The organism is Bacillus sp. ISL-34 (assembly GCF_018613325.1).
Classification (GTDB): domain Bacteria; phylum Bacillota; class Bacilli; order Bacillales; family DSM-1321; genus Peribacillus.
This window is the reverse complement of record NZ_JAGGQJ010000002.1, coordinates 64,677-87,672: the sequence shown is the minus strand read 5'-3', so window position 1 is coordinate 87,672 and position 22,996 is coordinate 64,677. Positions and strand designations below refer to the sequence as shown.

Annotated in this window: 22 protein-coding genes; 6 read left to right on the top strand and 16 right to left on the bottom strand. The window is 40.9% G+C overall.

What is annotated here, in order from left to right; genetic code table 11:
- Positions 1 to 3 precede the first annotated feature (3 nt).
- Positions 4 to 1,029 carry a LacI family DNA-binding transcriptional regulator gene (locus J7E52_RS01220; RefSeq protein WP_214743329.1) on the bottom strand — a complete coding sequence of 342 codons (1,026 nt, stop codon included), beginning with the start codon at positions 1,027 to 1,029 and terminating at the stop codon, positions 4 to 6.
- A 440-nt stretch (positions 1,030 to 1,469) separates the two neighbouring features.
- On the opposite strand from J7E52_RS01220, the gene J7E52_RS01215 reads away from it, so the two are divergent.
- Entirely contained in the window at positions 1,470 to 1,889 is a 420-nt protein-coding gene (locus J7E52_RS01215; RefSeq protein WP_214743328.1) for a hypothetical protein, read from the top strand.
- Between the two features lie 193 nt (positions 1,890 to 2,082).
- On the opposite strand, the gene J7E52_RS01210 is transcribed toward J7E52_RS01215, so the two are convergent.
- From J7E52_RS01210 to J7E52_RS01180, 7 genes are all read right to left on the bottom strand, one after another.
- A complete protein-coding gene (locus J7E52_RS01210; RefSeq protein ID WP_214743327.1) occupies positions 2,083 to 2,928 on the bottom strand; it encodes an HAD family hydrolase in 846 nt (281 codons plus the stop codon).
- Between the two features lie 112 nt (positions 2,929 to 3,040).
- Complete coding sequence (locus J7E52_RS01205; RefSeq protein WP_214743326.1) at positions 3,041 to 4,309, bottom strand: PTS ascorbate transporter subunit IIC; 1,269 nt, start codon at positions 4,307 to 4,309, stop codon at positions 3,041 to 3,043.
- Between the two features lie 31 nt (positions 4,310 to 4,340).
- Positions 4,341 to 4,607, bottom strand: coding sequence for a PTS sugar transporter subunit IIB (locus J7E52_RS01200; protein ID WP_214743325.1), 267 nt, complete (start codon positions 4,605 to 4,607; stop codon positions 4,341 to 4,343).
- Between the two features lie 16 nt (positions 4,608 to 4,623).
- Positions 4,624 to 4,890: a PTS sugar transporter subunit IIB gene (locus J7E52_RS01195; RefSeq protein WP_048883162.1), complete on the bottom strand. Its 267-nt coding sequence runs from the start codon at positions 4,888 to 4,890 to the stop codon at positions 4,624 to 4,626.
- Positions 4,887 to 6,953: a BglG family transcription antiterminator gene (locus J7E52_RS01190; protein ID WP_214743324.1), complete on the bottom strand. Its 2,067-nt coding sequence runs from the start codon at positions 6,951 to 6,953 to the stop codon at positions 4,887 to 4,889. The genes J7E52_RS01195 and J7E52_RS01190 overlap by 4 nt, the downstream gene beginning before the upstream one ends.
- Before the next feature lie 746 nt (positions 6,954 to 7,699).
- A complete protein-coding gene (ycaC, locus tag J7E52_RS01185) occupies positions 7,700 to 8,338 on the bottom strand; it encodes an isochorismate family cysteine hydrolase YcaC (RefSeq protein WP_214743323.1) in 639 nt (212 codons plus the stop codon).
- A 170-nt stretch (positions 8,339 to 8,508) separates the two neighbouring features.
- Positions 8,509 to 9,069: an NADPH-dependent FMN reductase gene (locus J7E52_RS01180; RefSeq protein ID WP_214743322.1), complete on the bottom strand. Its 561-nt coding sequence runs from the start codon at positions 9,067 to 9,069 to the stop codon at positions 8,509 to 8,511.
- Positions 9,070 to 9,305: 236 nt separating this feature from the next.
- On the opposite strand from J7E52_RS01180, the gene J7E52_RS01175 reads away from it, so the two are divergent.
- Together J7E52_RS01175 and J7E52_RS01170 are read left to right on the top strand one after the other, a co-directional pair.
- Positions 9,306 to 10,397: a low temperature requirement protein A gene (locus J7E52_RS01175; RefSeq protein ID WP_214743321.1), complete on the top strand. Its 1,092-nt coding sequence runs from the start codon at positions 9,306 to 9,308 to the stop codon at positions 10,395 to 10,397.
- A gap of 189 nt (positions 10,398 to 10,586) precedes the next feature.
- Positions 10,587 to 10,973, top strand: coding sequence for a MarR family winged helix-turn-helix transcriptional regulator (locus J7E52_RS01170; RefSeq protein ID WP_214743557.1), 387 nt, complete (start codon positions 10,587 to 10,589; stop codon positions 10,971 to 10,973).
- A gap of 260 nt (positions 10,974 to 11,233) precedes the next feature.
- Here J7E52_RS01170 and J7E52_RS01165 read toward each other — a convergent pair whose 3' ends face one another.
- The 4 genes from J7E52_RS01165 to J7E52_RS01150 all read right to left on the bottom strand — a co-directional run bounded on the left by J7E52_RS01165 (position 11,234) and on the right by J7E52_RS01150 (position 15,302).
- Positions 11,234 to 12,370 carry a 2-keto-3-deoxygluconate permease gene (locus J7E52_RS01165; protein WP_214743320.1) on the bottom strand — a complete coding sequence of 379 codons (1,137 nt, stop codon included), beginning with the start codon at positions 12,368 to 12,370 and terminating at the stop codon, positions 11,234 to 11,236.
- Positions 12,371 to 12,837: 467 nt separating this feature from the next.
- A complete protein-coding gene (locus tag J7E52_RS01160; protein ID WP_214743319.1) occupies positions 12,838 to 14,004 on the bottom strand; it encodes a UxaA family hydrolase in 1,167 nt (388 codons plus the stop codon).
- Positions 13,976 to 14,299, bottom strand: a complete 324-nt coding sequence (locus J7E52_RS01155; RefSeq protein ID WP_214743318.1) for a UxaA family hydrolase — start codon at positions 14,297 to 14,299, stop codon at positions 13,976 to 13,978. The genes J7E52_RS01160 and J7E52_RS01155 overlap by 29 nt, the downstream gene beginning before the upstream one ends.
- 43 nt (positions 14,300 to 14,342) lie before the next feature.
- Complete coding sequence (locus J7E52_RS01150; protein WP_214743317.1) at positions 14,343 to 15,302, bottom strand: U32 family peptidase; 960 nt, start codon at positions 15,300 to 15,302, stop codon at positions 14,343 to 14,345.
- Positions 15,303 to 15,854: 552 nt separating this feature from the next.
- On the opposite strand from J7E52_RS01150, the gene J7E52_RS01145 reads away from it, so the two are divergent.
- The 3 genes from J7E52_RS01145 (at position 15,855) to J7E52_RS01135 (ending at position 17,541) form a co-directional block, all read left to right on the top strand.
- Entirely contained in the window at positions 15,855 to 16,520 is a 666-nt protein-coding gene (locus J7E52_RS01145; RefSeq protein WP_214743316.1) for a GntR family transcriptional regulator, read from the top strand.
- A gap of 81 nt (positions 16,521 to 16,601) precedes the next feature.
- Positions 16,602 to 16,904: a hypothetical protein gene (locus J7E52_RS01140; RefSeq protein WP_214743315.1), complete on the top strand. Its 303-nt coding sequence runs from the start codon at positions 16,602 to 16,604 to the stop codon at positions 16,902 to 16,904.
- Positions 16,891 to 17,541 carry an O-methyltransferase gene (locus J7E52_RS01135; RefSeq protein ID WP_214743314.1) on the top strand — a complete coding sequence of 217 codons (651 nt, stop codon included), beginning with the start codon at positions 16,891 to 16,893 and terminating at the stop codon, positions 17,539 to 17,541. The genes J7E52_RS01140 and J7E52_RS01135 overlap by 14 nt, the downstream gene beginning before the upstream one ends.
- Before the next feature lie 497 nt (positions 17,542 to 18,038).
- Here J7E52_RS01135 and J7E52_RS01130 read toward each other — a convergent pair whose 3' ends face one another.
- The 4 genes from J7E52_RS01130 to J7E52_RS01115 all read right to left on the bottom strand — a co-directional run bounded on the left by J7E52_RS01130 (position 18,039) and on the right by J7E52_RS01115 (position 22,808).
- Entirely contained in the window at positions 18,039 to 18,194 is a 156-nt protein-coding gene (locus tag J7E52_RS01130) for a DUF1540 domain-containing protein (RefSeq protein ID WP_065310844.1), read from the bottom strand.
- Between the two features lie 143 nt (positions 18,195 to 18,337).
- A complete protein-coding gene (gene cstA, locus J7E52_RS01125) occupies positions 18,338 to 20,131 on the bottom strand; it encodes a carbon starvation protein CstA (protein ID WP_214743313.1) in 1,794 nt (597 codons plus the stop codon).
- A gap of 141 nt (positions 20,132 to 20,272) precedes the next feature.
- Positions 20,273 to 21,019 (bottom strand): LytR/AlgR family response regulator transcription factor, encoded by a 747-nt coding sequence (locus J7E52_RS01120; protein WP_214743312.1) that lies wholly within the window; start codon positions 21,017 to 21,019, stop codon positions 20,273 to 20,275.
- A complete protein-coding gene (locus tag J7E52_RS01115; protein ID WP_286197340.1) occupies positions 20,991 to 22,808 on the bottom strand; it encodes a sensor histidine kinase in 1,818 nt (605 codons plus the stop codon). Before J7E52_RS01115 ends, J7E52_RS01120 begins: the two co-directional genes overlap by 29 nt.
- Positions 22,809 to 22,996 lie beyond the last annotated feature (188 nt).

Genomic DNA, 22,996 nt, shown 5'->3' with positions numbered 1-22,996 from the left:
CCCTTAATCTTGTATGGGGGCTGGCCCTGTTGTTTTGCGGACCATCAGTTCAGGCTTCAGGAAAATTTGTATGGATGAAGATGATGTTTCTTTATTTTCTATGAGAAAGATTAATTTTTCCAGTGCTGTTAAAGACATTTGATCCATTTGTTGAGATATTGTGGTCAGCCCTATAAATTCATTAGCGGACAATCTTATATTATCAAACCCAACAACGGATAAATCATCAGGAATTTTCAAATTCAGGCTTGAGGCTGCATCCAGGACCGCTAGAGCCATCTGATCCGAAGCGGCTATGATTGCAGTCGGCCTGTCCTTCTTTTTCAGCAGTTTTTTTGTAAATGAATAAATCTTGTCATAGGAAAATTCGCTATTGAAAATCAAACCTTCATCAATTTCATATCCGTTCTCCATCAGCTCTTCTTTATAACCTATCGTTCGCTCATAAGTCGCCAAGTATTTGGATGGGCCGGATATTTTCGCTATTTTTTTATGTCCTAATTTTATTAGATGCTGAACAGCGAGCCTTGCACCTTTATTATTGTCCATTACGATAAAGTTAACGTCCTTGATATCGAGGAAACTATTATATAATAATACGGGAAATCCATTATCATTTAACTTCTTGATTTTTTCAGTATAGTTTTTACTAACGCTCGTAAGGATGATTCCCTCTACCCTTTTGCCAATCAGCAAATTAATGGCTTGTTCCAAATTTTCATCTTTATGCCCAGTGTTGTAAACGATGACATCATATTTTAATTCTTGTGCCCTTTCTATGATGACTTCCGCCGTTTCCGCAAAGAATGGATTTGAAATGCTCCCTAATATTAAACCTATTGATTTGGTTCTTTTTTCAACGAGGCTTCTGGCAATTTCATCCCTTGTAAATCCCAGCTCATTAATTACAGCAAGAACCTTGTCACGCGTATTTTTCTTAATATAGGGGTAATCATTCAACACCCTGGAAACTGTTGATTGTGAAACACCCGCAATTTTTGCCACATCTTCTGTCGTCACTCTCTTCATACTTCATTAATCCTTTCTACGTCTGGAAATTGTTATCCTAGGAAACTAAAATAACGTATTTATATCAATATAAACATTATGATTTCCCTTTAATATATCATAATATTTAAAATTTTACTTCCAGTAATGGAACTGTTTTGGGTTTTGGATTGCGTCAGCTTGCACTTTTCGCAAGATATGAGGAATGAAACAGCGTTTGTTGCTTATCTTATCCTATAGAAAAAAGAGCCGATCTTTAAAGATGGGCTCCAGACTGTATACATTGAGCCTGCCTGCAATTTTTAAAAAAACCTTCCAGCTGATTTCAGAAATCCATTGAGGGTTCATCTGAATAAACAAATAAGCAAAATGAGTTGTATAATAAACCTCATTTTTTCCGCATTATGGTAAAATGTAGATGAAACTAAAAGTAATTGATAAGTATTGGGAGGAAACGTTTAGTGGGTTATATGATTAGAAATAAATATTTGAAAGTTATAGTACCGTTAGCTCTCATTGTAATCTGCGTTTATTGGTATTACTCAAGTATAGTAATATCAGGAACTTCAGAAAATGGAATGTGGAAGGTAACTTATTCGAAAAATATAGATTCCAGTGAACCATATGGATGGGAAGGTCATTTAAATCAAAGAAATAACGATAATGTAACTGTAAAAGCCATTGTAGTTGAAGAAAATGATAGAGTTAAAACAAGTATCAATAGTTTTGATGAAGGAAGGGCGGAAGATGGCAAAATTACTGTTCTGCATCCTTTTTCAGATGATTTTTATTTAGGCCCCAAGCCATTAAAAGGCACAGTTGTGTCCGTAGTTTGGGAACACGATGATGAAATTTATAACGATATTGTTCAGATTAGGTAGATATTAATTGGACAGCAGAAATGCTGTCTATTTATTTACCATTTATGGACCTCGATTATCCTACAAAGCGTGTCCAAGGGAGACACCACAGGCGCAAAGAGCGCTGGGGAGACTCCCGGACCGCCAGGGGAAAGCGAGTGCCCTACGTTCAAATCTCACAAACAAGATTGGATCTTTTTGCCTTCCAGGTTATTTAGTGAAACTTTTCCTTCAAAAAGCGATACAGTCCATCTTCCCGATATGAATACTCCGTCACTTCATCGGCTTGTTCTTTGACCAGGTCAGTGGCGTTTTTCATGGCGACGCAATGCCCGGCCAGTTTGAATAGCGGGAGGTCATTTTCGCCATCACCTACTGCCAGAATATTTTCCGGTGCTAGCTTGAAATGTTTCAGCAGCAGTTGAACGCCTGTTGCTTTTGTGATGCCTTCCACTGTCACTTCTACATTATGATGGGTGGAGGAAGCTGTAGTAAAGGCATTGTACTGCTTGATTTTACCCAACTCCGCTTTCCATTTTCGAATCGTATTCATTTCATTGCTGAAAAAGTAGATTTTGGCGACGCTGCTTATATCCAGTTGTTCTGACCATCTTATTTTGTCTTCCACTGCATCTTGCCTTGATAACCATTCATTTTCATCGACTGTCTCAGGCTTTGCTACCAAACCTTGTTTAACCATATAGTCTTTATCCTTAAGTAATGCCATCCTTGTTCCATCGTTCGGGTGAACTTCGTAATAAATCTCTTCCGCCCCTGCTTTGGCGACCAATTCTTCCACAAGTTCCGTCGACAGGGCGTGTTCGACAATCTGTTCCTTTCCGATGAATACGGACATTCCATTGGCTGTCACCATTCCATCGGCTTCCATGCCGGACGGCAAAACGTCCCTCACTTCTTCCAGTGTTCTTCCTGTTGCAATGAAAATCAGTTTACCGCTTTTTCTAAGTTCGCCTATGTATTGTTCCAGCGTCTCATTCACAGTATTTCTTTCGTTCAATGTCGTGCCATCCAAATCGAGCACAATTGCCTTGTTGGTCATGCAAATCACCTCAAATATCCGAATGATGATGAAATGCCAACAGCCCATTATCTATAAGATCTTAGGCTGCTGGTTTCATTCATTTATTTTGTTACCTTATTAGTATAACAGTTTAGGATAATCCTAAAAGTTTCATGACGCTTAGGATCAAGAGACCGACCACACCGAAGTCCGAATCACCAAATGTGGTACCTTCAAACCCTACATTCCCCAAGAAGACCAGGAGTATCGCCGGCAGGAAACTAATGATGAGTCCGTTGGCAAAGGACCCGAGCATCGCTCCGCGTCTGCCACCTGTGGCATTTCCAAATACACCTGCTGCAGCTCCGGTGAAGAAATGCGGTACGAGTCCCGGAACGATAACTTTCAATCCTAGTACCGGAAGGAGGAACATCGATAATAGTCCAGCCAGGAAACTGAATAGGAACCCGATGATCACTGCATTTGGAGCGAATGGAAAGATGGTCGGACAGTCCAATGCAGGTTTTGTATTCGGCGCCACTTTATCGGCAATCCCTTTGAATGCAGGAACGATTTCAGCAATTAACATCCGTACCCCTGCAAGGATGATGTAGACTCCTGCGGCAAATGTTATCGCCTGGATGAAAGAAAATACGATGAAGTTCGAACCGCCGGATAATTCCGTTTCGATATAGTTCTGTCCGGCAAACAATGCGACGATCACGAAGAAAATCGTCATCGTAAGCGATACAGCGACTGATGTGTCCCTCAGGAATCCTAAAGATTTAGGAACCTTGATTTGCTCCGTCGTTTTTTCCTTATTTCCAAACCATTTTCCAACAGTCGCGGATACAAAATATCCGATTGTTCCGAAATGGCCGATGGCAAAATCATCACTTCCGGTAATTTTCCGTACGTATGGCTGAAGGAGGGCTGGGAACATCACCATGCATACTCCTAATAAAATGGAACCGACCAAGATAAGCGGAAAACCGTTAAGCCCGCCGACCGATAGGGTGACTGCAAGTAAACAAGCCATGAATAAGGTATGGTGTCCCGTTAAGAATATATATTTAAATGGCGTGAAACGAGCTAGCAAAACATTGACAACCATACCAAAAACCATGATAAGTGCAGTCGAAGTCCCAAAATCACTTTGGGCGGCTGCGACAATGGCTTCGTTATTCGGTATGACGCCTTGTACATTGAATGCATGATCGAACATTTTACTGAATATATCAAGGGCGCCAATGAGCACTGCCGCTCCCGCTCCAATAATAATGAAGCCCATGACTGTTTTAAGCGTTCCAGATACAACATCCGCTACTGCTTTCCGCTGTAACAGCAGTCCAATGAGGGCAAACAGCCCCACAAGTATGGAAGGTGTACCCAAGATGTCATTCATGATAAGTTCCAGCATTGCCTCTCCCCCACTTCTTTATCTTTTCTTCTTATAGATGTGAAGCCAATTTCGATGTTATTTCAGGAATGCTCATCATGTTTTCCAGTGTGACGATCGTCCGGGTTCCATCTTCCAGCTGACCGACAATATCCGCCGCTCCCAGAAAAATATCCGCCTGAACCGTTTTTGCGGACGCCAGATCCGTATGATCCACCTCGGCCGTCTTCCCCATTTCCGTCAACGCTTTCTTCACATTCATCTCCATGATGAAGCTGCTTCCCAATCCGTTCCCGCATACTACCATGATTTTCTTCATATCACTCTCTCCTTTTTTATCCTACATGCATTTCCAATTTAGATTTGATTTCAGGGATGCTCATCATGTTCTCCAGTGTGACGATCGTCCGGGTTCCATCATCCAGCTGACCGACAATATCCGCCGCTCCCAGGAAAATATCCGCCTGAACCGTTTTTGCGGATGCCAGATCCGTATGATCCACCTCGGCCGTCTTCCCCATTTCCGTCAATGCTTTCTTCACATTCATCTCCATGATGAAGCTGCTTCCCAATCCGTTCCCGCATACTACCATGATTTTCATTCCGTTTCCTCCTTCGAATATTTATGAACGTACTCCATAAGGACCGATTTATCTGAAGTGCGTAAGATTTCTTCTATATTGGCTGGTTCATTCAATAATTGAGTGAGCTGGATCAATGCCCGCAGATGCGAATCGTTATCCACGGCCGCCAAAATGATGATCAGGCGAACCGGTTTATCCGGCGCAAAGTCAACGGCTACATCCAATTTCAGCAAGCTCATGGATAAAGACCTGACCCCTTGCTCCGGACGTGCATGGGGAATCGCCACTCCGGGCGTTATCACTACATATGGTCCGTTCGTTTCTATTGCCTCGATCATGGCATCCACATATCGTTCTTCGACGGTTCCTAAGTCCACGAGAGGCTTGGCGGCGACTTGAATGCCTTCTTTCCAATCGGAAACATGCTGCTTTAATTGGATTGTTTGCATATTCAGCAGTTCTTCTAACACAGGCTTCTCTGCCTCCTTTAATGAAAATTGGGTTATTTTTGGTGTATGGGTATACATATTCGACTTCAAAGCCTTTTCAAGCTGATCCTGTTCATGGATGGTTGCATACTTGGATATGATTTTTAATAAAGCTGCAACATCCACACTTTCCGTCGTATAGCCATACAATTCCTGCATGACCTGCTGGCGCAATGTATGTTTGTCCTGCATTTCCAAAATGGGCGGTACAACGAATAATGCCGCTTTTGTTCTCATATGCACTGTTGAAAAAACAAGATCGTACGACAGTGGGTATTCAGCCGCATTCCTGACGGACAGAACATCCAGGAACAAAATATCCGGAAATAATTCCCTCAATGTATAAATGAGGATATTGCTGATGCCAATACCATTCGGGCATACGACAATCGCCCGTTTTCGATCATCCAATGTCGTCCCTTGCCTGCGCAGCCAGCCGCCAAAATAAATCGTGAAGTATGCCACTTCCTCTTCTGATACTGGACAGCCAATCTCCTTCTCCAACACCCACAGGGATTTTTTTGTCAAATGATGCAGTTCAGGATAGACCTTCTGCACCCGGCCCGTCATCGGGTTCATTTGCGGGAGACCATACCGCAGGCGATGGTATGCCGGTTTGAAATGAACGTATAATTGTTGGCATAGCTGTTCTTTGTCTTTCAGGTGAACAAATGCCAGCCTCTCGAACTCTTCCACGATTTCCTGCAAAAGGTGTTGAATGACTTCATCATCCTTAAGCGGGGAAATGTCCTTCGTTCGATTCATGCTCAGTAAATGTAAGGTTGCGTATAAGTTTTCCGTTTCGCTCCATACCGATCGAAAGGCATTCGTTCTCGTCATTTCTTTAACCATTTTGTATTCTTCCATCGCAACAAACGGAGCCCAGCTCTGGTCGGCCTGTAACTCTTCCCCTTTTCCTATGAGCTGATCTGTGCATAAAAATAAATAGCTCAGTTCATGAAGGCGCTCATCCGTAAAGGTTATGCCCAATTTACGTTCGATCCTTTCAAGCTGTAAGCGGATCGCGCCGATTTGCTTTTCATGATTTCCCCATATGCACTCCATGATCAATTCACTATTGGGGCTGTTCAGTACATCATGCACGAGACGTTCAATAATATATCTCTTTATTCGGCTTTCCCCAATCACCACGTAGCCATCTTGTTTGGAATACTGAATTTTGAGCGATATGTCCCCGTTTTTCTCTTTAAGCCTTTTCAAATCCTTCAACACCGTATTTCGTGAAAGCCCGGTGATCGTCTGGAAATGATGGACGGACAATTCCTCTGAGCTTAACAGGATCATGAGGTAAAAAACTTTTTCCCTATCTGTCTCTGAAAATATATAATTGCGTTTTGTCAGTTTTACATTCAATTCTTCATCCCTGATCGTTTCAGAAAAGGAATAGCCCATTTCACGATTATATTGAATCGGTTGATATCCATGAAATTGGAGCCAGTCATTCGCTTTGCTCAGACCATATTGGATTTGCCTTCTTGTCAAGCCTGTTTGGGCTTCAAGTTCTTTCATTTTCGAAATGGGCGAATGCTGTAATAGTTTTAGTAAATTGGCGCTTCTTTCATCTAAAAACATTCTCAATCCCTCTCCCTGCTTCTACGATATCTCACTTCTTATTAAAAAAGTAGCGTTTCTAAGTCCGAATGTTGTCATAGGTACTGCACAATAATATACTCTTTGAACATTTGTGCACAATACCGTAAGCAATTTTCAATACAGACAATATTTAGAAGGATACTTTGTACGATTTGAGGCATATTGGCATTTAGTCTGGAGGCGCAGTGAGGTCATGAGACCGGGCTATGAAAGGGGGCGAGGGTGAAGAAGGGTTTGGAATGATAAGCCGTTTTAATAAGATGACAGGGCTAAACTTATCATTTACCAAATCAAAAATGAAGGGGAAATCAATGTTCATATTTTACAAACCCTCAAAAAAAGTTCTAGCTTGATTTCATCCCATATAAAAAATAAAAAAATCATGGAGCATTAACCAAGCTTTGTTTAAAAAATTTGGTTAAAATCACCTCGGTAACAGGATTCGGGATGACCATTCCCTTTGCCTGCAGTTTTTATTATTAAATAAGTTGGAGTTGATTGGAACGGGTGTGCGAGACTCCTGCGGGAAAAGCGTGCCCAGCTGAGCCCCGCAGGAGCAAAGAGCGCCGAGGAGGCTCACGGACCGCCCGCGGAAAGCGAGTGCCTGGAGTGGACAAATTGTACTAATCCCAAAAAAACTGTAGGCAAACTCGATTTTCATCAAGTTTGCCTACAGTTTGGGAGGGGACAAATGTGCCCCCCTTTATTCAATCAGTGCGTTAACTTTATATTTTGCTGAGATCGCGCTGAGCTCCCCTATAGCTTCCGATTATATTTTGATAACCAGGAAGCTGGCTGGAAAGTAAAGCACCAAAACCTTCGACATCGTTGCGCCAATCACGCTGTAATTCGCACGCTACGCTAAACCAGTTCATAAGCTGCACACCGCCATGGGCCATACGCGATAATGCCGCATCAGCTACCTGTTTGCTGACAGTTCCAGAAGCATCAGTGACAGCAAATACTTCATAACCAGCGTTCAAAGCGGAAAGTGCCGGGAAAGCAACGCAGACATCTGTAACTACGCCCGCGATGATAAGTTGTTTTTTTCCTGTTTCTTCGATTGCTTTAACAAAATCTTCATTATCCCATGCGTTAATTTGTCCAGGACGGGCTATTTTCGGTGCATGAGGAAAGAGTTCTTCCAATTCTTGCATGAGCGGTCCATTTGGTCCGTTTTCAAAGCTTGTCGTTAAAATGACTGGTAAATCAAAAAACTTAGCGGTGTTGGCAAGAGCCATCACATTGTTCTTGAATTCATCAACACCATAATCACGCACTAGGCCGGAAATAAGACCGGTTTGATGATCCACTAAAAGAACAGCAGCATCATCTTTTGAAAGACGAGAATAGAGATCAGACATTTTTAAAGTCCTCCTTTTATTAAAGCATCGAAGAAAGTTCATATGTAGGGAAATTCCCCCAACTCCTTCGTTGGTTCCAGTCAGTTTATAACTTAACTGACTGCTGTTATAAGTTTATCTATAAACTTATAACCTGTCAATTATATATATATATTAAGAATCATTGATTATTAATCTAGAACTGGAGTGTGATCGATCCAATGAATGAATTGTTGTAAATAACGCTCAAGATAACGTTTTGTTTGATCGTCAGTAAGCACTTTTTGATCGGAATCAATCTTTTTATGTACTTGCGAAATCAGCATTTTTTGAAATGGAAGAACATGAACTTGCATGGCCTCCAGTACTTGCCTGATTTGCATTTGGGCAAATGCAGTACCCATTCCTCCAGGAGTGGCTCCGATCAGGCCAACTGGTTTTTTGGTAAGAACGGCAGACTCCCGGGGTCTTGATGCCCAGTCCAATGCATTTTTTAATACGCCTGGTATTCCAGAATTGTACTCTGGACTTACGATAATGATACCGTCGACGTCCTGAATGGCAGATTTAAATGATGATACTGCTTCGGGAACGCCACTTATTTCTAAGTCTTCGTTAAACAACGGAGGATCGTTAATTTCGATCCAGCGAAATTGATAAGAATCAACCAAATCTGTCAATGATTGAGCAATGATTCGATTATAAGAATTTTCCCGTAAACTGCCGCAAATAAGGCCGATGGTTCTGGTCATCTAATTCCCTCCCTATTTGAAATCATCTCCTGCAATACCATAATATACCAATAGTAAAAAGTGACATTATTCCTAATCACTATATATGGCAAAACATAATAGCTGGGTAAAAAGAACTTCCTATAATTGATCATGAATTCTAAATTCCATTCTCCAAAGTCATATTGAACCCTCTTCCATTTTCTGAATTTTTCCAACATACTATAAACCATAAGGCGATTGGGAGGAGTGCAGAAATGGATGAAAAGAAAGTTACATGGTTAGAGCTCTTTTATGATTTGTTATTTGTGGCGGCCGTTGCGGGCGCAACTCATGTTTTACTGCATGTTGAGGATGGATATATCCATCCAGAATATTTATTTAAGTTCGTGTTGATTTTTATTCCTATCTGGTGGGCTTGGGTAGGGCAAACCATATTTATTAACCGGTTTGGAAAGGATGTATTTCATCAACGGCTATTTTTGATATTGCAAATGTTTTTTGTCCTGATTATGACATCAAGCTTATCTGTTGATTTTGATCCTTATTACCTTTCTTTTTTAATTGGTTATATTGGCTTAAGAGCCGTGACTGCCATCCAATATCTTGTTGTACAACGGATGGAAGAGGGAGTTCGAAAAAAGGCAGCACTTTTTTTGGGAAGGTATTTTTGGATTGGAATCGTCATTTCTTTATTCTCCGTCCTTTTTGATTCTTGGCTTCGATATGCTGTGTTGTACTTGGGCATCCTGATCGATATCATTGTCCCGATCCTTGGTAGAAAGTGCTTGGAAAAGGTTCCTACAAATACGGCCCACTTGTTGGAGCGCTTTGGTCTATTTACCATCATTCTCTTTGGGGAAGCTCTTGTCAGCACTCTTGCTGTCATTCAACCTAAACAAGGAAATTGGGATTCTATAGCCTTTTCCATCATTTCATTTGCCCTGATAATAGCTATGTGGTGGCAATATTTCGATAACATGGAGAAGAAAGTCGACAAGTCTGTACAATCTTCCGGCCAAATCATCATTTACGGTCATCTGTTTATTTTAATGTCTATAAGCATGATTGCAGCAGCCATCAGATTATTGTTTTTACATGAGGTCCATTATTCATTTATTCTATATTTTGTTTTTGGTTCCGTATTGCTCTATTTCATTTCAACCACTTTTGTTTTCCACCAATATAGACATAAGCACCAACGGCTGCAAATATATCATTTGGGGTTATTTTTAGGGATTTTAGCAGTCTTTTTTATTTGTAATTTGATTTTCGCGGTACCGAATATTGTGATAATAGGCGAATTAACTCTGTTTTTTATCATCTTTGCTAAACTAACGACCACATAATAATGGAATCAAAGAAACCAGTATCAAACGTAATACTGGTTTCTTTATATCGAATTTGGAAGTTTTTGCATTTGACATCAAATTAGTTTATTCATAAACTGACTGTGACAAAGAAAGAATGAGGTGACATTCTTGAAAGAAGACATAACAAATCCCTCCACATCTAATAATGAGGAACGACTGGGTTTAATGTTATGGTTCCGAATGACGCGAATATATAACCAAAGTATCCGTGAATCCAATCAACATTTAAAGAAATGGAATCTAACGGCAGCCCAATTCGATATCTTGGTTCAAGTGGGTTCGCATGAGCGATTGTCTCAACAAGAACTGGCAAACAAGCTTTTTGTGACGAAAGGCAATATCACTCAACTATTAAGGAAAATGGAAGAATTGGGATTGATTAAACGGGAACAGGAATGGAAAACAAAATACCTTTCATTGACTGAGGAAGGAAAAGAGTTTTTTCATGAAGTTGTTCCAAAACAAGAGCATTTTCAGGCTTCACAATTTGCCAACTTGAATGAGACGGAAAAACAACAGCTTTTGGATTTACTTAGTAAAGTTCAAAAATAAAAACAGGTCACCTGCTTGAATGGTGATCTGTTTTTTTATTGATAATTAAATTCGAACGTGATGCCGTGTAAAATTAGGTTATGAAACTTTTTGGTAATAAACTAAAGTAATTAGGAATAAAAACAGACAGTTTCAGTAGTTAAGTTGTTAGGATACGAGGTTTTGGGTTTATGATACTGCCTACATAGGAACACCTGAAGTTTTTATACTGATTGTTAATATGGGGTTTTATGAGATCTATTATTGAAGACAACAATCATTTAAATAATATCATTTTCGACTGAAATTTCGCCGTTTTTCATCGCCTTTTTGGACTGGTCATAAAATTCTAGTTTTCCATCAATTCCTCTTTTTTGTTGATACTTATCTACTAAAATAACCGCAATTGGACAGAGGAGAGCTGTTGTAATAGTTGCGACAGAAATTTGAGCCGTGGCTATGCTGACCAGATCTTTGTATACTTGTGCTTCTGATACTGTCATTAATCCGGAACCACCTGCTACGGTCGCAGCAGCCGCAATTGCTGCAGGTGTAGCCGCTGCATTTCCAGCAGTAGATGCTTCTGCCCAAGGGGCAATAACGCTTTTCTCGCGAAATAACTTAAATACAAGTGCTCCTATACCACCAGTGAAAATAACAGTCATCAATGCAAGGACAATTCCAGCTCCAACAACTTCTCCGTTAAAAAAGTTTGATAAGTTCATTCCTGCCCCTAGTGCAAAGGCGAAAAAAGGAATGACAAGAGATTCTCCAGAAGCTAAAAAACCACGAATTTCCTTGTCTAAATTACCTAATATCATTCCAATTATTATTGGTAAAAGTACAGCAACAAAAGCAATTACAGGGAAGCTTGCCCCCATCATTCCAAGAGCCATTAAAGTGAAAAATGGACCATCATTGAGAGAAAGGACAGCTGTCCCACCCACATCCGAACGATTCCCATACTGGCCTGTCAGCGCCGCAAACATTCCACCATTACCATTAGTCATAGCTGCAATTATGGCCATACTAGATAAACCAAGCCAACCATTGACAGGGTCGGAGAGAAGGCCCCAAGAAACTCCAATAGCAACGCCGACTATATATTTAGAAGTAGTTAATATGACCCCTTTCTTTAAAGCCTTTCCACCTACTCGAAGGTTCATTTGGCTCCCGGCACAAAATAAAAACAATGCACACAATGTTAGAGCACCCTCTTTAAACAAAGCCTGTGAAAATCCTCCAATCATTAAAAATTCATAATATCCGGCTTCATTCGGAGCAACACCAACACTCTTTAGAAAATTCATTATGAAAGGGAGGTGCAATTGATCAATTGTATTTACCAGAGCACCAAAAAGAAGAGGGACAACCATCAATCCACCAGGGACTTTTTCAATTGATTGTTTTATTTTCATTATTCAAACCTCCATTTTTCTTTAACTTTTAAGGGTATGAAAAATTCATTGTTTTCTTTGTAATATTTGTCCCAGTAAGTGCATTATAGTTTTTGGTCCGTTTCAATTGACAACGCTTTCATTAGGAAGCTTTCGAGTAGAATAATCAATAATGCTTTTTTACAAACCAACTTCTAGTATGATAGGTTTCAATAATTCCTTCATACAAATCCTATAGAGATATTTTCTTCTTGCGTACCTTATAGTTTTCTCCAGTGAATTTGTGCTCTCTTAGCAACTTCTACAGGTTCATTAACATTTTTTCGTTGGATTGTTGAACATACCCGTCTTCATCATAGATTGATACTAATACCTACCTTATTTATAGAAGAAAAACTCACCCACCATTTATGTAGTTCTTGTATGTTTTTATCTCGGTTTTTACTCTTAATACTGTCATTCTAATAACCTACCTTACTAACTTTAAATTAAAATGTTGGACCAATTCGCCATATTCCAAAGTCATGTTGTTTTAGAATTTCTGATTTCGTAAGCTTTCCAGCGGTTGTTAACATAATCTCATCGAAGATTCGTTGGCCGACAGATTCTAGAGATTCTGATCCTTCAACGATTTTTCCAGCATTGACATCCATATTTTCTCTCATTTTTTCAAACATTGGAGTGTTGGTCGCAATCTTAATTACAGGAGCGATAGGTGAACCAGTTGGTGTTCCACGTCCGCTTGTAAATAAAACGACCTGGGCTCCCCCCGCAATCATTCCTGTTAATTGCTCAATGTCTTGACCAGGAGTATCCATCCAAACAAGCCCTTTTTTCGTCGGCATTTGAGCATAGTCAATTAATTCCTGTAATTGTCTCGTTCCGGCTTTAGTTGCTGCTCCAAGTGATTTTTCCTCTAATGTTGTAAGACCACCTTTTCGGTTACCAGGACTTGGGTTTCCAGTACGAATATCAACACCCATCATAATTGCACGATTTTCCATTGCCTCGATAACTTGATACACTTTCTTTGCTACTCTCTCATCTACAGCACGATTTGCCAAAAGGTGCTCCGCTCCAATTAGCTCTGTTGTTTCAGCCAAAATCGCTGTTCCTCCTCTGTCAACAATCATATCGCTGACAAAACCTACCGCTGGATTTGCAGAAAGCCCAGAACAAGCATCTGACCCACCACATTCTGTTGCAACAATTAATTCACTAATATCGAATGGCACTCGAACTAAGGCAGAAGCATCCTGTACCATTTGACTTGCAACTCTTGCAGCTTCTGCTGTTGCCCCAAGCGTTCCACTATGGTCTTGAATGGATACCAATTCAACTGGCTTTCCACACTTTGCAATTTCAGCAGCAACACTTCTTCCCTGGTGCGTTTCACATCCAAGCCCCATGACGACAACACCATACACATTTGGATTAGTAGCCATTCCTACATATGTTCGAAACGTTTGATCGTAGTCGACTCCAACTTGAGCACAACCGTGCTGATGAATAAAGGATACTGTGCCTTGGACAAGATCTGTTACATTTTTTGCAGCTTGTGTTGCGCATACAATTGTAGGCAAAATAAGAACATGATTACGGATACCCACTCGACCATCCGGTCGTCTATAACCCCATAGTTGATTTTGTTTCATTCGTTTTGTCTCCCCTTCCTCTTTTTCCATCTACATTGTGGATATGCACGTGTTCACCCACTTCAATATCCTTTACAGAAATCCCAATTACTTCACCGTATTTGAATACATCATTTCCTGCTTCAATCGCGACAACAGCAAATTTATGACCAAATTCGATGTCATCCTTTACCTTAATTTCGTATACTTTCCCCTGACATGAGACATGAACTAGATTATCAGCTGGAATGTTAGTCAAAGCAGTTGCCACATTGTCATTCGGTTGCATCATAACGGTTCGATACAAAGTAGTCATATAAGCTCCCCCTTTATATTTAATTCCATAATTTATTTGGAATTTATATGCTTGTTTTATTCAATGATTTACTGACTGGAATACCTAATCCCTCTGCCCCTAATTCAGATGTAACCGCTTCCGAAAAGTAGCGCTCGATTACTTGCATTCCTAATGAAGCCCGATGCACTCTCGCTTTGCATAAATCCACATTAATTGATTCCAAGTGCTTTCCTGATGGATACACATCTGGGTGATTACGTAATCCAAACTTGATGTAGACAGGAGCCAAAATGCGAATAAACTCTGGAATTTCATAGTGCCTAATAAAACCACCAAATCCATCAGGAACTTCTACATATAGATCAATTGGCATGTCTGTAGCCTGCCGGATCGCCGCAAGCTTAGGTAACGTCAAAGCTGTTGGGACATTGTATGTATCCGCTCCCAAATCTTCCATTAATTTAATAGATACAGGATTAGAAGCCATCATCTGAACAGACACTTTTACCACAAAGTCCTGTGGCAGGATTCCTTGTTTTTTCATTTCCTTTGTTAAGAGCAACAGCCCTTCATCGGCAACTAATGCTCCACGTAAACCTAAACTTGCTCCTCTTTTTAAATCTTCCATCGCATAAACAAGCTGGTCTGCCCCTTCATGTCTAAGAGCTGCCACTTTTCCTGCGGTTGTAAATGGCTGTGCGCTAATATCCCATGTTCCCCGTGGACCTACAAAGAGACTTAACTCTATTCCAGGTTCAGCACACATTTCACACATTTCTTTAATCTCATCATCTGCTAACAACATAATCCCACTGCCTTGCGATACCCTGTGAATCGTTACACCCAAACGGTCAGCCTCTTCTAACGTTGCTTGTAGCGCACGAGGTCCTTCTACACTTGGTATTTCAATCCGATATTGAGCACCATCCGGGAAACGCTTAGTAGATGTAGGAAGATCATATAGGTCTCCACTCGGATAACCCAATAATCTAAGAAATTCTCTTGATTCATTCATCAACATTCCACCCTTCTGTTAGAAAACAAAATTAATTTGATTATTCAGAAAATTAACAACGGAATATGTTTCATCTTCTGCTTTGAAAAAAGAAGTAGCAAACAATCCAACAAACATTAAGAACCATACACTAGAGAGGCTATGATATAATAAATCATATTATGATATATCATTATACGATTTATCCTAATACAATATTTTTGTTTAGGCAATACATTTATTAGAATTTTGTGTAAAATGTTTAAAGAGAGCAAAAATTAGAATGTACACTTCTCATGTAATTATTCAGTATATCTTGAGATGGGTTTAAGTCATCCAAAAAAGACTGATAAGTAGTAAAAAGCTTATCAATGCTTATGCATAACAACTCAAGCGGGCAAAAAAGGTCTTCTACATGATTTGAAAAGTTGAGATAACTTCTAGCTTCGATTTTTCTGATGGAATCTGGATTAGTCTGGGCTTAACTTTCTTATTTTCATAAAAAACAATTTATACATCTAATAGTTGAAGAAGTAAAAAAAAACGGTAACTGACAGTACTAAGTAAGGAGGAAATATTATGGTCATGAATCTCGAAAGACCATCTGTTGTAAGTCAAATTCGTGAATTCATCAAAGGAGAAATACTCGATCAACGGTTAAAACCCCAACAAAGAGTTACAATCAATCAAATAGCCGAAATGTTAAAGTGCAGCATTGTTCCTGTACGTGAAGCATTATCTAGCCTTCATGCCCAAGGTCTTGTAGAATTCACACCGCATCGAGGTTATATTGTTACTCCTCTACTTGATCAAACTGCTTTCAAACATTTATTTGAAACTCGTGAAGTTCTTGAATTAAAGGCAGTGGAATTAGCGGTAAGCAAAATAACGGAAGAATATCTCAAAAGATTAGAATGCATTCTTGAAGAGGGGGAAGTGAGCATTCCGGACGAACCAATCTATACACAATTTCGACCATTTATAGATGCTGATGAGAAATTCCATTCTAAGATTTTTGATATTGCAGGAAATCCATTTTTAACTCATTCATGGAAAGGTTTGAACATCCATCTTCATCACTCTCGTTTATACCATCCTAAAGGCCAAGTCGACATTAGAGAAGGTACAGAGGAACATCAAGAAATCATCAAATCCCTACGAAATAAAGATTTAAAACAATCTTTACATGCAATGGAGCAACATTTAAAGGGTTCATTCAAACGCTTGTCCCCTATGAACCTCTAATTGAGAAATAAGGCTATTTGTGATGGATTGTGATATTCCCTGACAGGGTGTACCCAAAAATGCTACCCCTTTCAACAGATTATGATAATAGAAAGAAGGCCGCCAATGAAGTGTGGCCCAAAAACATTTCGCCGTGGAAGGGCAATTGCTTTTTTAGAAATGATGAATCTTAAACGTTCAATCATTATGGAACAGTTAGATAAACCAGAGTTTCAATCCATCAATCAAATCTTAGTCGGTGAATTAAAAGCGATTGATATGTTAATCAACGATTTCATTCAATTATTTGAAATACAAGAAAATGAAGCAGCCGATAAGAAAAGTGTAGAAAAGGAAACTTCCAATAATGGTGAGAAAGGAATGGAAATGAATGAAACAAATTAACAGTTATATCGATTCAGTGTTTTATACCGGAGATGTCCTTTTGGAAGAAGTCATTACATCCATACAAGAAAACGGATTGCCGTCCATATCGGTATCCCCCTCATCTGGAAAACTCCTTACCATGCTTGTATCCATTTCAGGAGCTAAAAATGTTTTGGAAATAGGCGCTCTTGGGGGCTATAGCGGAGTTTGCCTTGCCAGGGGATTCGGCAGCGAAGGAATATTAACCTCCCTTGAATTAAAGGAGGAATACGCAAAGCTAGCTTATCGCAATCTATCCAAAGCTGGCTTTGGCGATCAAGTATCATATATGACGGGAGAAGCTCTCCAAAGCCTTGAAAAACTCGTTCGTGATAACAAGAAATTTGATTTTTTCTTTATAGATGCTGACAAGGACAATTATGAAAATTACCTGCAATATTGCATTAAACTGGCAGAACCGGGTGCTTTGATCGTCATGGATAACGTACTTGCGAGGGGCAGTGTCGCAGATCCGGATGCTGAACCTAAACATTACACTGCATTCATGAAGGCATTCAATGAAACGGTTGCCAATCACCCTCAATTGGAATCCATGCTAATTCCAATCGGTGATGGGCTGACGATTTCAAAAGTAATCGTGCAAACTAACGAGTAATATACTCAAATTCAAAAGTAATGTGCGAACTCACGAGTAAATTGCCCTAATTCACGAGTAAATTGCCAAAACTCACGAGTAAACTGCTCAAACTCTCGTGTAAACTGCGAACTCACGAGTAAATTGCCCTAATTCACGAGTAATACTGCTAAATTCACGAGTAAAGCGCTCTAACTCACGAGTAAATTGCCCTAATTCACGAGAAGTGCTCAAACTCTCGTGTAAACTGCGAACTCACGAGTAAAGCGCTCTAACTCACGAGTAAACTGCCCTAATTCACGAGTAAAGTGCTCTAATCAAGAGTAAACAGCATAATTCAGGAGTATATCGCCCTAACTCTCGAATTTATCGATCAAACTCTCGATTATATCAATCAAACTCACTAAGTCATGAAGAAAAAAATAAAATGAATTTCTATATTCTTGAATGAAAATGATTTTTATTATCAATAATAAATATGAAAGAAGGGTAACCAGTTGATGGTTACCCCGGATGATTTAAATTTCTGGATCAAATGTTTTGCAATCCGTTTCTTTGCTATTTGATGCTTGGTTCCCTTTATGGCTGACAACATAAATAGCATCTGCACTGCATTTGTTTCCAGAATCCCAATATTTACAATTATTCACTTCACATAGAACATCTTTTGCCATCTTATCACACCTCCTCATTTGCTATCATTAACAAAGTTGGGGTTATTGATACTTTCCTTTTTCAGGTTTTGGTGTCTTCATTTTAAATGCGGGCATCATAACGAACAAAAATCCGGGCAGTTTCCGCCCGGATTTTTGTATGCTCATGCGGATCTTTTCAATAGTTCTGCTTGAGGGATTTTCCAAAGCTCCCTCCATTTTTTCAAGGCGGCAACCAGGATGATCAAGCCCAGGATTAACATGGTGATCGATAGTATTCCGTTCAAGATGCTGAATCCTGCAGAGTCCGGGTTCAGGTATACGTTTTTCACCATCCAGTACCCTGCTACATTGACTGTTACATATAAGTAGGCAAGAGGTACGAGGCATGTCCAGATATACCAGCGTTTGTCTGCGATTTTCAGTACGACGGTGGCACCGATGATGAGTCCAATCGAAGCCATGAGCTGGTTGGATACGCCAAAGAGTGCCCAGATCGAACCGATGTCCCCAGAGTAAAGCAGGTATCCCCAGATAAAGCAGGCTAATGCGCTGGCGAAGATGTTCCCCGGCAGCCAATCGACTCGTTTTAATGGTTTATAGAACTCCCCGAAAAAGTCCTGGATTAAGTAACGGGCAACACGTGTCCCTGAATCGATTGCGGTTAATATGAACACCGCCTCGAACATGATGACGAATTGGAAGAAAAACGATGCCAGTTTGTCAAAGAAGGGTATTTCGGTGAAAATATAGGTCATGCCGACAGCAAGTGTAACTGCCCCGCCTGTCCGTCCCTCCAGATTAATGCCGATTTCTTCACTGAGTTCATCAAGGTGTACGGTTTCCATGCCTAATGTTTGAAATACTTCAGGTGTGGAGTTAATCGCAAAATAATCACCTGGCTGCAGTGAAACCGCAGCAATCAAAGCCATGATGGCAACGACACATTCGACAAGCATCGCTCCGAAACCAACGGATTTGATATCACTCCAACGGTTTAACATTTTTGGAGTTGTACCCGATCCGACAAATGCATGGAATCCTGAAATCGCCCCACAGGCGATGGTTATTGAAATGAATGGCCAAACAGGACCGGCTACAATCGGGCCCCCGCCATTAATGAATTCTGTAAACGCAGGAAACTGAATTTCTGGATTCACGACGAAAACGCCGATAATCAATGCGGCAAATACACCGATTTTCATAAAAGTACTCAAGTAATCACGAGGTGCCAGCAGCAGCCAAACAGGCAATGCGGCAGCGAAGAAAGCATAGATCGGCAAAATGATGGCAAGGGTGCTCGCCTCAAGTGTCAATAATTCACCAAGTGCCGTTCCTTGAATGTTCGGACCAAGTAAAATTGCGGCCATGATGAGCGCGAACCCGACGATGGTCGCCCCTTTCAGGTTGCCGGTTTTTTTATGGTAAAGCCCTACACCCATGGCGATTGGTATGGTGATCCCGACTGCAAACGTGCCCCATGGATTATTTTCCAAAGCATGAAGAACGACCATTGAAAGTCCTGCCATCGTGATCATAATGATAAAAAGCATTGCGAGTCCTGTACAGAAGCCTGCTACAGGTCCAAGTTCTTCTTTCGCAACTTCCGAAAGGGATTTGCCGTCTTTACGCATCGAGGCGAAAAGCACGACGGCATCATGGACGGCTCCCCCGATTACAGCCCCGATTAAAAGCCATAATAAACTTGGCAAATAGCCGAATTGTGCAGCAAGGATCGGCCCCACCAAAGGACCAGCGGCTGCAATGGCTGCAAAATGGTGGCCGAATGCCACCCATTTATTTGTTGGAACATAATCTTTTCCATCTTCTAATTTATGGGCCGGTGTCGGCTTGGAATCATCGAGTTTTAATACTTTCAGTGCTATGAATGTCCCGTATAAACGGTAGGCAATCATTAATATACAAATGGAGCCTATGACAATTGTAACCGCATTCATATTTGAACCCCCTCTATTTCTTACATCGTAAAAAAATGATATCACAATGAAAGCGGCTTCAATGGGTTTTCAAGTTATAATGCAGATATCGAGGGGTGGACTGCATTATGAAGAAGCTAAAATGCAGAATTATGAAAATTTTTAAAAGCCGATAAGCTGCTTAAGCTCCTTCACATACGTGCGGCTAACCGGAATGTTTGATCCGTCACTCATGATGAGATTATAAGTCGAGTTAAACCAAGGCTGTATTTCGGATATATGGATGACATTCACGATAAAACCGCGATGCACCCGTAAAAATGAGCGCTTATCGAGCTTCCTTTCAAGCACGATGAGAGGGTCACCGATTTTATATTCATTTTCTTCCGTTTTAATGATCGTCTTTCCATCCATGAGTCCTATGAATAAAATATTATCCCGGTCGATCAAAACGATCCGATCATCTATCACTACAGCCAATTTACCTGTCTGTTCCACCGCCGTCCGGCTGGTGGGAGGTGCAATCCTGGATTCGTCTTCCCCGATTTGACGCTGCTTCATGAGCTTATCCAATGTTTGACGAATCCTTTTTTCATTAAATGGCTTTAATAGATAATCAAATGCATATAACTCGAAGGCTTGGAGGGCAAACTCATCATAAGCGGTCGCAAAAATGAGCGAAGGTGCCGGGTCAAGTCCCGCCAATTGCTTAGCCAAATGCAAACCATTACCATCTGCAAGCTCTATGTCCAAAAAGACAAGTTCAGGTTTAAGGCGGGAAATATCCCTCATGGCATCTTCTATCCCCTCGGCCTCACCCACGACTTCTACTTGCCTGCTCCTCTTCAATAGATATTTCAATTCATCTCTTGCCAGTGGTTCATCCTCTACGATAAATGCTTTCATCATCGTTGACATATGCTCCTTTTTCGTTGAGTGGTATTGATATTTTCACTTGTGTTCCGTGCCCCGCTTCACTTTCTATCGAAAGGCCGGCCTGACCTTTATAGATCCCCTCCAGCCGTTCACTGATATTATGGAGGGCCGTTCCTGTACCCTTAGTCGATTCTACAGCATGCTTACCCAATTCATCTATTCTCCCGCTTGAAATCCCTTTTCCGTTATCCTCCACAACAATGCGCATCATATCGTCTTTAAAGTATGCGTGAATGATGATTTCACCTTTGCTTTTCACATGTGGAAATGCATGGTGTACCGCATTCTCAATAAGTGGCTGCAACGTGAATGGAGGGATGAGAACTTCCTTAAGCCTTGGTTCAATGCGATAGTCGATATGATATTTATCTGGAAAACGCGCCTGCTCCAGTGATAAATAAGCGTTAACATGCTCCAATTCCTTTTCCAGCGGCACCAATATTTGTCGGGCCCCTTGTAAATTAGAGCGAAAGAAGGCACTGAGCTCCTGCAATAAATTTCTTGCCTTCTCTACATCCGTCCGGCATAAAACGGATATCGTATTGATTGCATTGAATAAAAAATGAGGATGGACCTGTGCCTGCAAGGCCTTAATTTCAGCATCTTTTAATAATTTCGTTTGCATTTCCGCTTTAGCGAGTTCCAATTGAGTGGAAAATAGTTTAGCCAATCCTTCAGCTAACTCCTGTTCCACTTGGCTTAATTTATCCGGATGCTTGAAATACATCTTCAAAGTCCCGACCGTTTTCTGCTGGACCTGCAATGGCAGGACTACGGCCGCCTGCAATGGGCATTGATCATGAAAACAATAAATGTCCTTTTTTGTTTTGGCCACGATGATTTTCCCTTGTTCAAGGGCTTTTTTCGTTAAGCCTGTCGCTATTCCCACCTTTGGGACATGGTGATCGGACGCAGCACCAACATGGGCAAGTACGCTATGTTCATTGGTAATGGCCACGGCGTCGGCCTCAGTCAGCTCCAAGATGATTTGGGCTATTCTCTTGCATGAAGTTTGATTCAGACCTTGCCGGAAAAAGGGCAATGTTTGATCTGCAATCAAAAACGCAAGATTCGTTTGTACGGCCCGGGTCCGTGCTTCATCCCTCGTGATCGATTGAATGATGAGCATGAATAGTAAAGTCCCGAACCCGTTGATGATGATCATGGGAAGTCCGATTACTTGTACGAGCTCCCACGCCCTTTCAAATGGTTTGGCCGTCACCAGGATGATGCCCATTTGGATCGCTTCCAATGCCATGCAAATGGGAAGGGCAAACCAAGGGGTGATTGTCCCATGCTTTCGCCGCCTTTTCCCCAAAAAACCCGATAAAACCCCAGCAAAAATCGCGGCGATCGCACAAGCCCCCGCCGTAAAACCCCCAAGAAAATAACGGTGAAGCCCTGCAATCAACCCTACTCCCAATCCAACAAATGGTCCCCCCAGCAAACCGCCGATTGCCACGCCCATGATTCTTGTGTTGGCAATCGCGTTATCGGGAGCAATCTCAGCATGCCAATCACCCTCTGGCATGGCATGCTTCCCGATTTCGATTCCTGTATAGTTGCTTATGATGCCGAATGCTCCAAAAAGTGCGATAAACATGATTTTCTTTGACATTTCATGTTCATGGCCTATCATTTGCCGAAAGGGTTTCATATAAGAAAGCAGGAATGCAGCAATTACGATGATCCCCACTTTTTCAAACAGCGACGGTAATAAATCAACCAATGCATTCACCCCATTTCTGGCTTTTTCATTCATCTTACACCAGCAATGAAATCCTTGTCGAATTTTGTTTTAGGTTTAGGAGAATGGGTGTATAAGCATTATTTATAGAATTTCATCAATGCTCGGTGTGGAAATACCAATCACATAATTCCCTAAAAACCATCTCCAGGACCCGTGTCATTTCTGAAACAGCAGTCGTCTTTTTTGGAACCAACCACACC